This is a genomic window from Pseudomonas sp. 10C3 (assembly GCF_036346185.1).
Taxonomy (GTDB): domain Bacteria; phylum Pseudomonadota; class Gammaproteobacteria; order Pseudomonadales; family Pseudomonadaceae; genus Aquipseudomonas.
In genome coordinates, this window is sequence record NZ_JASJVE010000047.1 from 1 (window position 1) to 13,302 (window position 13,302).

Sequence of the window (13,302 nt, forward strand, 5' to 3'; positions counted from 1 at the left end):
AGATGTGTATAAGAGACAGCCTACAGGTTTGTAGGCGCGCGCTTGCCCGCGATGGGTCGCTAAGCGGCCGCAGTCAGCTTACTGGTGATACTGCGCCGAGAACTCATGCACAGCTTCCATGAAGACGCCAGCATTGACCGGGTCGACTTCAGGGGTAATGCCGTGACCGAGGTTGAAGACGTGTCCGGTGCCGCTGCCATAGCGGGCGAGGATGCGGGCGACTTCGGCGCGGATGGCTGTAGGGTTAGCGTAAAGCACGGTAGGGTCCATGTTGCCTTGCAACGCGACTTTGTTGCCGACGCGACGACGGGCTTCTCCGATGTCGCAGGTCCAGTCCAGACCCAAGGCATCAGCACCCGCATCGGCGATGCTTTCAAGCCACAGACCGCCGCCTTTGGTGAACAGGATGACCGGCACTTTGCGCCCGTCGTGTTCACGGATCAGACCGCTAACGATTTTACGCATGTAGGCCAGGGAGAACTCCTGATACGCGGCGTCTGACAGGCTGCCACCCCAACTGTCGAAGATCTGCACCGCTTGCGCACCCGCGAGGATCTGGCCGTTGAGGTACGAGGTCACCGACTGCGCCAGTTTATCCAGCAACAAGTGCATGGCTTGCGGGTTGTCGTAGAGCATGGCCTTGGACTTGCGGAAGTCTTTCGACGAGCCGCCTTCGACCATATAGGTCGCCAGGGTCCACGGGCTGCCGGAGAACCCGATCAGCGGCACACGGCCGTTGAGTTCACGGCGGATGGTGCTGACCGCGTCCATCACATAGCCCAGGTCTTTCTGCGGATCAGGAATCGGCAGGGCTTCGATATCGGCCAGGGTGGAGACGGTTTTTTTGAAGCGCGGACCTTCCCCGGTTTCGAAGTACAGGCCCAGGCCCATGGCGTCGGGGATGGTCAGAATGTCGGAGAACAGGATCGCCGCGTCCAGTTGTGGATAGCGGTCCAGCGGTTGCAGGGTGACTTCGCACGCGAACTCCGGGTTCATGCACAAGCTCATGAAATCACCGGCCTTGGCCCGACTGGCGCGGTATTCCGGCAGGTAGCGACCGGCCTGACGCATCATCCACACAGGGGTGACGTCGACGGGTTGCTTGAGCAGGGCACGAAGGAAACGGTCGTTCTTCAGGGCAGTCATGTCGGCATCCGGTTAAAAAGTGCGGGTATTTTCTCAGAGCGCAACGCAAAAGGCACGGCATGAGCCGTGCCTTTTATGTATCGAGGCGATTTGTCGCAGGAATCAGAGGTCGCGCCACCCTGTCGGGGTGATCACAGACCCAGGTAATCCAGGATTCCTTCGGCGGCATTTCGGCCTTCGAAGATCGCAGTCACCACCAAGTCAGATCCGCGAACCATATCGCCACCGGCGAAGATTTTCGGGTTGCTGGTCTGGTGCTTGAACTGCGCCTGTTCCGGAGCAATCACGCGGCCCTGGCTGTCAGTCTGGATGCTGAATTCCTCAAACCACAACGACGGGCTTGGACGGAAACCGAATGCGATGACCACGGCATCGGCCGGGATGATCTCTTCGGAGCCCGGGATTGGCTCGGGGCTGCGACGGCCACGGGCGTCTGGCTCGCCAAGACGGGTCTCGACCACCTTCACGCCTTCGACCTTGTCTTCGCCAACGATAGCGATTGGCTGACGGTTGTAGAGGAATTTCACCCCTTCTTCCTTGGCGTTCTTCACTTCTTTACGCGAGCCGGGCATGTTCGCTTCGTCGCGACGATAAGCACAGGTCACCGATTTGGCGCCTTGGCGAATCGCGGTGCGGTTGCAGTCCATCGCGGTGTCACCACCGCCGAGCACCACAATCTTCTTGCCCTTCATGTCGACGAAATCTTCCGGCGCCTTTTCGAAGCCCAGATTGCGGTTGACGTTGGCGATCAAGTAATCCAGTGCATCGTGCACGCCTGGCAGGTCTTCACCGGCAAAGCCACCCTTCATATAGGTGTAGGTGCCCATGCCCATGAACACAGCATCGTATTCTTCAAGCAGTTGATCGATGGTGACGTCCTTGCCGACTTCGGTATTGAGGCGGAACTCGATACCCATGCCGGTGAAAACTTCGCGACGATTGCTCAGCACGCTTTTTTCCAGCTTGAACTCCGGGATGCCGAAGGTCAGCAAACCGCCGATTTCCGGGTTTTTGTCGAACACCACCGGGGTCACGCCACCGCGCACCAGCACGTCGGCACACCCCAGGCCCGCAGGCCCGGCACCGATCACCGCAACACGTTTGCCGGTCGCTTTGACCTTGGACATGTCTGGGCGCCAGCCCATGGCGAACGCGGTGTCCGTGATGTACTTCTCCACCGAACCGATGGTGACCGCACCAAAACCGTCGTTGAGGGTGCAGGCACCCTCACACAGACGATCCTGAGGGCATACCCGGCCACAGACTTCCGGCAGGGTGTTGGTCTGGTGTGACAGCTCGGCAGCCGCCAGGATATTGCCTTCGGCCACCAGTTTGAGCCAGTTGGGAATGAAGTTGTGCACCGGGCACTTCCATTCGCAGTACGGGTTGCCGCAACCCAGACAGCGGTGGGCCTGATCGGCCGACTGCTGGGGTTTGAACGGTTCGTAGATTTCTACGAACTCTTTCTTGCGTTGACGCAACAGTTTCTTCTTCGGATCTTTGCGCCCGACCTCGATGAACTGGAAGTCATTATTTAGACGTTCAGCCATGTTAAAACCTCATCAAACACTTCAGGCGCATATCACTGCGGGTTGGCACGGGTGCTGGAAAGCAACGATTTCAAGCTGGCAGCCTTAGGCTTGACCAACCAGAACCGACGCAGATAGTCATCGAGGTTTTCGGTGAGGTGACGACCCCACTCGCTATTGGTTTCCTCGACGTATTCGGCCAGCACGCGTTGCAGGTGGCTGCGATAAGCCTCCATCGTTTCGCCGCTGATCCGTTGGATTTCCACCAGTTCGTGGTTGACCTTGTCAACGAAGGTGTTGTCTTGGTCCAGCACGTAGGCGAAACCACCGGTCATACCGGAGCCGAAGTTATAGCCCGTTTTACCCAGTACACAGACGAAACCGCCTGTCATGTATTCACAGCAGTGGTCGCCCGTGCCTTCAACGACGGTGTGGGCACCGGAGTTACGCACTGCAAACCGCTCGCCAGCGGTACCGGCCGCGAACAGTTTGCCGCCGGTTGCACCGTACAGACAGGTGTTGCCGATGATGGCGCTGTCCTGAGTCTTGTACGCGCTGCCGACTGGCGGAACGATGACCAGCTTGCCGCCGGTCATGCCCTTGCCGACGTAGTCGTTGGCATCGCCTTCCAGGTACATGTTCAAGCCACCGACGTTCCACACGCCGAAGCTTTGCCCGGCCGTGCCTTTGAAACGGAACGTGATCGGCGCCCTGGCCATGCCCTGGTTGCCGTGCAGCTTGGCGACTTCACCGGAAATCCGCGCGCCGATGGACCGGTCGCAGTTGCAGATATCCATGGAGAAGTCAGCGCCGCTGAGGCCGACGATTGCAGGCTTGGCCATCTCGACCATTTTCTCGGCCAGCAAGCCTTTGTCGAACGGCGGGTTGCGTTCCACCTGACAGAACTGTGGCTTGTCCGCCGGGATATAGTCGCTGCCCAGCAGCGGCGTCAAATCCAGGTGCTGCTGCTTGGCGGTTTCGCCCGGCAGGATTTCCAGCAGGTCAGTACGCCCGATCAGTTCTTCGAGGGTGCGCACGCCCAGCTTGGCCAGCCACTCGCGGGTCTCTTCGGCGACGAAGGTGAAGAAGTTCACCACCATGTCGACGGTGCCGATGTAGTGATCTTTACGCAGCTTCTCGTTCTGCGTCGCCACGCCGGTGGCGCAGTTGTTCAGGTGGCAGATGCGCAGGTATTTGCAGCCCAGGGCGATCATTGGCGCGGTGCCGAAGCCGAAGCTTTCAGCGCCGAGGATCGCCGCCTTGATCACGTCCAGACCGGTTTTCAGACCACCATCGGTCTGCACCCGGACTTTGCCGCGCAGGTCGTTGCCGCGCAGGGTCTGGTGAGTTTCAGCCAGGCCGAGTTCCCACGGAGCGCCCGCGTATTTGATCGAGGTCAGCGGCGAAGCACCGGTACCACCGTCGTAACCGGAGATGGTGATCAGGTCGGCGTAAGCCTTGGCCACACCGGCTGCGATGGTGCCTACGCCCGCTTCTGCCACCAGTTTGACCGAAACCAGCGCCGCCGGGTTGACCTGTTTCAGGTCAAAAATCAGCTGCGACAAGTCTTCAATCGAGTAGATGTCGTGGTGCGGCGGCGGTGAAATCAGGGTCACGCCAGGCACCGCATAACGCAGCTTGGCGATCAAACCGTTGACCTTGCCACCGGGCAACTGACCACCTTCGCCGGGCTTGGCGCCCTGAGCGACTTTGATCTGCAGCACTTCGGCGTTGACCAGATATTCAGCGGTAACGCCAAAACGACCGGTCGCCACCTGCTTGATCTTCGAGCTTTTCACCGTGCCATAACGCACAGGGTCTTCGCCGCCTTCACCGGAGTTAGAGCGTGCGCCCAAGCGGTTCATCGCTTCGGCCAAGGCTTCGTGCGCCTCAGGCGACAGTGCGCCGAGGGAAATCCCGGCGGAGTCGAAGCGCTTGAGAATTTTCTCCAACGGTTCGATTTCCTCAATCGCCAACGGCTGATCGAGGGTCGTGACCTTGAGCAGATCGCGAAGCATCGACACCGGACGGTTGTCGACTAACGCGGTGTACTCCTTGAACTTGCTGTAATCCCCCTGCTGCACGGCGGCTTGCAAGGTGCTGACAACGTCTGGGTTGTACGCGTGGTATTCGCCGCCATACACAAACTTGAGCAGACCGCCCTGCTGGATTGGCTTGCGCGGGCTCCAGGCTTCGAGGGCCAGCAGCTTCTGTTCGGCTTCGAGGTCGACGAAGCGCGCACCCTTGATCCGGCTTGGCACGCCACGGAAGCTCAGGTTGACGATTTCATCGGCCAGGCCGATGGCTTCGAACAGCTGCGCACCACGGTAAGACGCGACGGTCGAAATGCCCATCTTCGACAGTATCTTCAGCAGCCCTTTGGAGATGCCCTTGCGGTAGAACTTGAACGCTTCGTCCAGGTCCGCAAGGACTTCACCGGTACGGATCAGGTCGGCCAGCACTTCATAAGCGAGGTACGGGTAGATCGCAGACGCACCGAAGCCCATCAACACTGCAAAGTGGTGCGGGTCACGAGCGGTGGCCGTTTCAACCAAGATGTTGCTGTCGCAACGCAGACCACACTCGGTCAGACGGTGGTGCACGGCACCCACCGCCAGCGCGGCGTGAGCAGGCAACTTGCCTGGCGCGATGTGACGGTCACTCAGCACCAGCTGAGTCTTGCCGGCACGCACGGCCTCTTCGGCCTGATCGGCGATGTTACGCACCGCAGCTTCGAGCCCGACGCTCTCGTCATAGTTGAGGTCGATGAAATGACGCTCGAAACCTGGACGATCCAGGGTCATCAACGAGCGCCATTTCGCCGGAGAAATGACCGGCGTGCTGAGGATCACGCGTGAAGCGTGCTCAGCCGATTCCTGGAAGATGTTGCGCTCGGCACCCAGACAGATCTCGAGCGACATGACGATCGCTTCACGCAGCGGGTCGATAGGCGGGTTGGTCACCTGCGCAAACTGCTGACGGAAATAATCGTAAGGCGTACGTACACGCTGGGACAACACGGCCATTGGCGTGTCGTCGCCCATCGAGCCAACGGCTTCCTGACCCTGTTCGGCCAACGGACGCAGCACCTGATCACGCTCCTCGAAGGTGACCTGGAACATTTTCATGTATTGCTTGAGCTGGTCAGTGTCGTAGCTGGCCACGCCCTGGTCGTCGACCAGCGTCGCCTGGATGCGCAAGGCGTTCTTGCGCAGCCACTGCTTGTACGGATGGCGCGACTTCAAGCGGTTGTCGATAGCGTCGGTATCAAGGATCTGACCGGTCTCGGTGTCGACCGCGAAGATCTGCCCTGGGCCGACACGACCCTTGGCGATAACGTCTTCAGGCTTGTAGTTCCACACGCCAATCTCTGACGCCAGGGTGATGAAACCATTTTTGGTGGTGACCCAGCGCGCCGGGCGCAGACCGTTACGGTCGAGCAGGCAGACCGCATGGCGACCATCGGTCATGACCACGCCAGCCGGGCCGTCCCATGGTTCCATGTGCATGGAGTTGTATTCGTAGAACGCGCGCAGTTCGGCGTCCATGGTCTCGGCGTTCTGCCAGGCAGGCGGAATAAGCATGCGCACGCCACGGAACAGGTCGATACCGCCGGTGACCATCAGCTCAAGCATGTTGTCCATGCTTGAGGAGTCGGAGCCCACGCTGTTGACCAGCGGGCCGAGCTCTTCCAGATCAGGGATCAACTCGTTGGCAAACTTGGTGCGACGGGCCTGCGCCCAGTTGCGGTTGCCAGTGATGGTGTTGATCTCGCCGTTGTGGGCAAGAAAACGGAACGGCTGAGCCAGCGGCCATTTCGGCAAAGTGTTGGTAGAGAAACGCTGGTGGAACACACAAATCGCGGTTTTCAGGCGTTCGTCACTGAGGTCCGGATAGAAGGCCGTCAGGTCCGCCGGCATCATCAAGCCTTTGTAGATGATGGTCTTGTGCGAAAAACTGCAGATGTAGTGATCGGTGTCTGCGGCGTTGGACACCGACGAACGGCGACGGGAGCTGAACAGTTTGATGGCGAACTGTTGATCGCTCAGGCCTTCGCCACCGATGAACACCTGCTCGATTTGCGGCAGGCGCTCCAGGGCCAGGCGGCCGAGTACGCTGGTGTCGATCGGCACTTTGCGCCAACCGATCAGTTGCAGGCCAGCGGCCTGGATTTCGCGATTCATGTTCGCGCGCGCAGCTTCTGCCTTGGCGGTGTCCTGGTTGAAGAACACCATGCCGACGGCGTACTGCTTGGGCAGGTCGATGCCGAAGTGTTCGCTGGCCATTGCGCGCAGGAATGCATCCGGCTTCTGTATCAGCAGGCCACAGCCGTCGCCGGTCTTGCCGTCAGCGTTGATCCCACCACGGTGGGTCATGCAGGTCAGGGCTTCGATAGCCGTTTGCAACAGGTTATGACTGGGTTCGCCTTGCATGTGCGCAATCAGGCCGAAACCACAGTTATCCTTGAATTCATCTGGATGGTACAGACCTGCTTTCATAGACACTTTCTCACCAGGCTGCCTCTTGTCGAGGCAAATTTCTTTTCAATTCAACCACTTACCAACCGCGCCGAACGTATGCCAGCTTTGCGGGGGCAAAAGGGAGGTCATTGTACACATCGACACAAAAGCTCACAAACTTAACGACCAGCAGCCGTAAATCTATGTCGCATTAATGAAAGGTTTAAGGCCAGATAATGTGCTAGTCAAAACATTTTTACGAGCCCGGCCTGCGAGCCCAAGAACATTTATGACGTCCGGGACGCAGACACCACAAGGCGCGCTGCTCGAAAGCAGCACGCACATGCGATATTCCGGGGGAGCAGTGCAGGCGGCCTGGATAAGGCCGCTGCGACTTCAGTGCGTTGCAGTCAGTTCCTGTTGGACGCTGGCGACAGTACGAGGCCAAGGTTTACCAGCCTGAACCTTGGCTGGCAATACCTTGATGGCTGCAAGGGCAGCAGCGCGGTCAGAAAAGTTACCGTAGGTCACTACATACAGTGGTTTGCCTTGCAGGTTTTTCTTGAAATACCGGTACTCGCCACCGTTCTCTTTAACGATCGCCTGAGCAGCGGCTTCCGAGCTTGTACCCACAATTTGCACGACATAATGGCCCGGCGCCTGACCGGCGTACCAGTTACCACCCGAGGCTGGCGCGGAGGAGGCAGCAGGTTTTTCCGTTACTTTTTCCGCCACTTTTGGCGCTGGCTTGGCTGTCGCGACCTGAACGGGCGCTGGCTTGACGACTGGCGCTACTGGCTTGGCAGCGGCAACAGCTGCAGCCGGACGGGCTGGCGCCGGAGTCGGTGCCGGGCCTGCTGGCACACCTACTGGCGGAGCCGTGGTGGTGACTGTAGGCGGCTGACGCGAGGTGCCGCCAGCGCGACCCGGCTCATCATCCTCTGCATTGCCAGCTGCCTCGGCCAATGGCCCACGCATGACGGGCTGCGATTTACCTACCAACGGCAAAGGCATCGGCTGCGAGTTACCGGCAAACTCAATGGCCGGACCACCCTGATTATTCGATTGCTGAGCAGTCGGCTGCCCCTGACCCAGTGGCAGTTGTGCTTGCGCATTCGCTGGCGGCGCTGCAGGCGCGGTGGCGCTGTTGTTGCTACGGCCTGGCATCAACCATGCGGCCATTATCCCGACCACGACTACTGCACCCAAAGCCAACACATGTTTCTTCGGCATCTTGAACCCCATACTTGGACGCTTGACCGCAGTGCGGCTGGCGATCATCGCTTCGATCATTGCATCGCGGGCGACCTGGTTGATCGCGCCCGGCCAACCATCGGAGCGCTCATGGATATCGGTGATCTGATCAGCCGTGAACAACTCGATGCCTTGACCTGCACCGTCCAGGCGCTGAGCCAGGTACTCGCGGGTTTCTTCTTCGGTGTACGGTTGCAACTCAATGACGTGAAAACGCTCTTCCTCGGCGCTGAGCTGCTCCAGACGGTCGATCAATGACGACTCGCCGAACAGGAACACATGCGGGCGACCTTCAGGCGTACCTGCTGCCAACCCGAGCAAAGCTTCGAGTGCGGATTCGCCGAGTTGTTCGGCGTCGTCCACCAATAAATAGACCTCCTGTCCGGTCAGCGCCAATTGCACGACCTGAGACAGGATCGCACGCATTTCCGGCTGAACCACGTTCAGGGCCTGAGCGACCTGACGCATGACACCTGCAGCGTCGCTGGCGCCACGCGCAGAAACCACCACGCTCTGCACCGATTGTTTGTTGGTGCTGGCGACCAGCGCCTGGCGCAGCAACGTTTTACCGCTGCCGTGCGGGCCTGTGACTACAAGCAGCAACTGGCTATAGCGCGCCAGGTGATGAAGCTGACCGAGCACGGGTTTGCGCTGAGCCGGGAAGAACTTGAAGCCAGGTACCCGCGTTGCAAAGGGGTCATGACTCAACTGGTAATGGCCGAGGAAGGCCTCGTCGGCGTGCAAACTAGTCATGGATTTTCATTAACCTCTAAGCTGATCCACCAAGGCGCGGTAGTCCGCCCCCAGCGTGGCCTGTAATACTTCTTTTGGATAATCGGCAGTCACAACGGCTTCGCCGATCCGCCGCAGCAGGACCAGGCGCAAGCGACCATCGATCACCTTCTTGTCAATTGCCATGTGTTCGAGGAAGTCATCCACAGTCATCTCTTCTGGCGGCACGACTGGCAGCCCGGCGCGCTGGAACAGACGAATCCCGCGATCACGTTCTTGCTGGGTGATCCAGCCGAGACGCGCAGACATCTCAAGCGCCATCACCGTACCCGCCGCCACGGCTTCACCGTGCAGCCAGACGCCATAACCCATGTGGGTTTCGATAGCGTGGCCGAAGGTGTGACCCAGGTTAAGCGTCGCGCGCACCCCCGTCTCTCGCTCATCGGCGCCCACCACCGCGGCCTTGGCCGCACAGGAGCGCTCGATTGCAACCGTCAGGGCCGCCTGATCGAGGGCCCGCAACTGATCGACATTTTCTTCCAGCCAGGTCAGGAACGGCTCATCGCAGATCAGGCCGTACTTGATGACCTCAGCCAGCCCCGCCGACAACTCGCGCGCAGGCAGGGTATTGAGCGTCGTCGTATCAATCAGCACCACATTGGGCTGATAGAACGCACCCACCATGTTCTTGCCCAGCGGATGGTTGATGCCGGTCTTGCCACCCACCGACGAATCCACTTGGGACAGCAAGGTGGTGGGCACCTGGATGAAATCCACGCCGCGCTGATAGCAGGCCGCAGCAAAACCAGCCATATCGCCCACCACCCCGCCACCCAAGGCGATAACAGTGGTACGGCGGTCATGCCGAGCGGTGAGCAAGGCATCGAAAATGGTTTGCAGGGTTTCCCAGTTTTTGAAGGCTTCGCCATCGGGAAGCACTACGGGCAGCACGTTGTAAGTGCTCAGCGTGCGAGTCAATCGCTCAAGGTAGAGTGGCGCGACAGTCGCATTGGAAACAATCGCCACTTGTCGTCCGGCGATGTGCGGCGCCAGCAGATCAAGCCGATCCAACAAGCCTTCGCCAATGTGAATCGGATAGCTTCGCTCGCCAAGCTCGACCTTAAGTGTCTGCATGTGTCCCCACGTTGTTTAACAAGTGCGCGTGTCGCGCCATCGCTGAATTCTGGTTATAAAATCATGGCCTTACGCCACGCTGCGGCGCGGGCTTAATGTGCCGGAGGATAGCGCATTTCGACGCGCACATTAACGAGGAGCAAGCTCGGCCAGACGCGTAAGGATGTCCAGCACCACCATCCGCGGCGGCCGCTCATCGGTTTCCACCACAAGATCGGCGATTTCCCGGTAGAGCGGATCACGGATTGCCAGCAGATCGCGCAATACCCGTGCCGGATCGGCGTTACGCAGCAACGGCCGATTGCGATCACGGGCTGTACGTTCGACCTGCTGCTCGACCGAGGCGTGCAAATACACCACACGCCCTCCGGCATGCAGCGCCTGACGGTTTTCACTGCGCATCACTGCGCCACCACCGGTCGCCAGCACGACACCATCGGACTCGCACAGCTCAGCAATCACCGCCTGCTCGCGGTCGCGAAAGCCCGGCTCGCCTTCCTTATCGAAAATCCACGGGATATTGGCGCCGGTACGCAGCTCAATTTCCTTGTCGGAATCTTTGAACGGTAGTCGCAGCTCTTTGGCCAGCAAGCGACCGATGGTGCTTTTGCCCGCCCCCATCGGTCCAACAAGTATCAAATTTCGCACAGAATCAACGACTCACAGCAATCGCCTGGTTGTTCATGATACGCGGAGTCAGGAATACCAGCAGCTCGGATTTTTTCTCTGAAACAACGTCACGCCGGAAAAGCCGGCCAACATACGGCACATCGCCAAGAAATGGCACCTTGTCGACGATTTTACTCTGCGTATTAGAGAAAACACCGCCGATGACGATGGTTTCGCCGTCAGCCACCAGCACCTTGGCGTTGACTTCGTTTTTCTTGATTGGCGGTACACCCAGCACGGTATTGATGTAATCCGGCTCATCCTTGGTAACCTTGACCTCCATGATAATGCGGTTATCAGGGGTGATTTGCGGCGTCACCTCCAGGGACAGCGACGCCTCTTTGAAAGACACCGACGTCGCGCCACTGGAACTGGCTTCCTGATACGGGACTTCAGTCCCCTTGAGGATCTTCGCGGTCTCTTTATCGGAGGTCACGACCTTGGGTTGGGAAACGATCTCACCGTTACCGGTTTTCTCCATGGCACTCAACTCAAGGTCCAGCAGCACGTTATCGGTCACGAAAGCGATACCGATCCCGGACGTCGCGTTGGCAGCGCCCAGATCGACGAAAGGTGAGTTGGAGTTAGTGACGACACCATTGGCGCCGGTCACCGTACCTTTGCCGCCGACAGTCGCATTGTTGCTACCGCTGCGATTGCTCGAACCTCCCCAGCGCACGCCCAGCGCCTTGTCATAATCGACGTTGGCCTCGACGATGCGTGCCTCGATCATCACCTGTCGCACGGGGATATCCAGCTGCGAAACAATCCTGCGCAGCTCATCGAGACGGTCCTGAGTCTGGTAGGCAATGATGTTGTTCGTCCGGTCATCGACGGTGATCGAGCCGCGCTCATCGGCTTTGGTCTCAGCGCTGGTCACCGACTGGAACAGCTTGGCGATGTCGGCCGCCTTGGCGTAATTCACTTGCAGCAGCTCGCGGCGCAACGGCGCCAACTCGGCAATCTGCTTCATCGACTCCAGTTCCTGACGTTCGCGAGCGGCGATTTCATCCGCAGGCGCGACTAACAGGACATTGCCGATCTTGCGTTTATCCAGTCCTTTGGTTTTCAGTACCAGATCCAGCGCCTGATCCCACGGCACGTTCTGCAAGCGCAAGGTGATCCCGCCCTGCACTGTGTCGCTGGCCACCAGATTGAGGTTGGTAAAATCGGCAATCAGCTGCAAGACCGAGCGAACGTCGATGTCCTGGAAGTTCAGCGACAGCTTTTCTCCGGTGTAGATCGGCTTGTCTGCATTTCGACGATCCAGGTCTTCGGACGTCAACGGCCGCACACTGATGGTCAGTTTGTTATCGGTCTGATAGGCCGAATAATCAAACGCGCCAGTCGGCTCGATGCTGATACTGGCCTTGTCACCCGCTACGCTGGCATTGACGAACTGCACAGGCGTGGCGAAATCCTTGACATCCAACCGAACGCGCAAGGGGTCCGGGAGCTGGGTTTTCGCGAAATTGACCCGGATTTTGCCACCTTGCTCCTGAATGTCCGGGGCGATGCCTGGGTCACTCAGTTCGATGATGACGTTACCTTCCCCCAACTCACCGCGCTGGAAATCGATGTTCTTGATCGCTTTTCCCACGGCAACATAGGGCCTGGCAGGTGCTGCGGCCGGAACTGAAACCCGTGCAGACGTGGGCGCCGCGCCTGGCTTGATCCCCTGAGCAGAGGCTGCGCCCTGACCCACGACCACGAACAGGTTATTACCCTCGACCCGCGAGCTGTAGGGCGCAAGCACCGTCATATTGATAATGACCCGCGTGCGGTCTTTGGCCTCGACCACCACCACACTGCGAGCATTGCCCACGCCCAAATCACGACTTTTGGTCGCCAGTTGGCTGGTCACACCGGGCAAATCCAGAGCAATACGTGCGGGTTGCTCAGTGGTATAGCCGCGCGGCGCGGGGATTGGTCCGTCGAAGGTCAGCTTCAACTCGACCCGATCTCCTGGCAAAGCGGCGACATCCAGAGCTTTCAAGTTAGCCGCCTGGAGCATCGGCGAAACCATCGCTATCCATAGCGAAATGCCGACAACCGAGAAAATCCTAGTCATTATCAATTTCCGTTGTGCTGACCCGAGGGTGTTGTAAATGCTGGCCCCGTCCGTCACCGGACGAGTGAAAACTACTGCGCTCGGCAATACTGCGTGTTCGCACATCTCGCTCATGAGCGTTCCTTGAGGGAAATACTGCGTGGCCGTTCGAGCCATGCACCCTCGCCATCAGGCACTATTTCGACGACATCGACCTGCGAGTCGCTGATTGAAACGATGCGACCATGATTGCGCCCCAGATAATCACCGACTTTCATGCGGTACACACCAACGCCACCACCACCACCACTGTCTCTTATACACATCT

The 13,302-nt window shown here is 59.0% G+C and carries 7 protein-coding genes; all 7 read right to left on the reverse strand.

Annotation, left to right across the window (positions count from 1 at the left end):
- Positions 1 to 78 precede the first annotated feature (78 nt).
- The 7 genes from hemE to pilQ all read right to left on the reverse strand — a co-directional run bounded on the left by hemE (position 79) and on the right by pilQ (position 12,995).
- A complete protein-coding gene (hemE, locus tag QN399_RS25820) occupies positions 79 to 1,146 on the reverse strand; it encodes a uroporphyrinogen decarboxylase (RefSeq protein WP_219063558.1) in 1,068 nt (355 codons plus the stop codon).
- Positions 1,147 to 1,277: 131 nt separating this feature from the next.
- Positions 1,278 to 2,696, reverse strand: coding sequence for an FAD-dependent oxidoreductase (locus tag QN399_RS25825; RefSeq protein WP_219063559.1), 1,419 nt, complete (start codon positions 2,694 to 2,696; stop codon positions 1,278 to 1,280).
- Positions 2,697 to 2,728: 32 nt separating this feature from the next.
- Complete coding sequence (gene gltB, locus QN399_RS25830) at positions 2,729 to 7,174, reverse strand: glutamate synthase large subunit (protein WP_322177460.1); 4,446 nt, start codon at positions 7,172 to 7,174, stop codon at positions 2,729 to 2,731.
- A gap of 357 nt (positions 7,175 to 7,531) precedes the next feature.
- A complete protein-coding gene (locus QN399_RS25835; RefSeq protein ID WP_330201891.1) occupies positions 7,532 to 9,142 on the reverse strand; it encodes an AAA family ATPase in 1,611 nt (536 codons plus the stop codon).
- A 9-nt stretch (positions 9,143 to 9,151) separates the two neighbouring features.
- Positions 9,152 to 10,255 (reverse strand): 3-dehydroquinate synthase, encoded by a 1,104-nt coding sequence (aroB, locus tag QN399_RS25840; protein ID WP_322177458.1) that lies wholly within the window; start codon positions 10,253 to 10,255, stop codon positions 9,152 to 9,154.
- Positions 10,256 to 10,384: 129 nt separating this feature from the next.
- Complete coding sequence (aroK, locus tag QN399_RS25845; RefSeq protein ID WP_322177457.1) at positions 10,385 to 10,903, reverse strand: shikimate kinase AroK; 519 nt, start codon at positions 10,901 to 10,903, stop codon at positions 10,385 to 10,387.
- Between the two features lie 4 nt (positions 10,904 to 10,907).
- The gene (pilQ, locus tag QN399_RS25850; RefSeq protein WP_322277904.1) at positions 10,908 to 12,995 is read right to left on the reverse strand and encodes a type IV pilus secretin PilQ; all 2,088 of its coding nucleotides are present in this window, start codon (positions 12,993 to 12,995) and stop codon (positions 10,908 to 10,910) included.
- Between the last annotated feature and the right edge of the window lie 307 nt (positions 12,996 to 13,302).

What these genes read in the sequence shown, in the direction of transcription:
- hemE (WP_219063558.1), bottom strand. Translation starts at nt 1,146, where the DNA reads ATGACTGCCCTGAAGAACGACCGTTTCCTTCGTGCCCTGCTCAAGCAA.
- QN399_RS25825 (WP_219063559.1), bottom strand. Translation starts at nt 2,696, where the DNA reads ATGGCTGAACGTCTAAATAATGACTTCCAGTTCATCGAGGTCGGGCGC.
- gltB (WP_322177460.1), bottom strand. Translation starts at nt 7,174, where the DNA reads ATGAAAGCAGGTCTGTACCATCCAGATGAATTCAAGGATAACTGTGGT.
- QN399_RS25835 (WP_330201891.1), bottom strand. Translation starts at nt 9,142, where the DNA reads ATGACTAGTTTGCACGCCGACGAGGCCTTCCTCGGCCATTACCAGTTG.
- aroB (WP_322177458.1), bottom strand. Translation starts at nt 10,255, where the DNA reads ATGCAGACACTTAAGGTCGAGCTTGGCGAGCGAAGCTATCCGATTCAC.
- pilQ (WP_322277904.1), bottom strand. Translation starts at nt 12,995, where the DNA reads ATGACTAGGATTTTCTCGGTTGTCGGCATTTCGCTATGGATAGCGATG.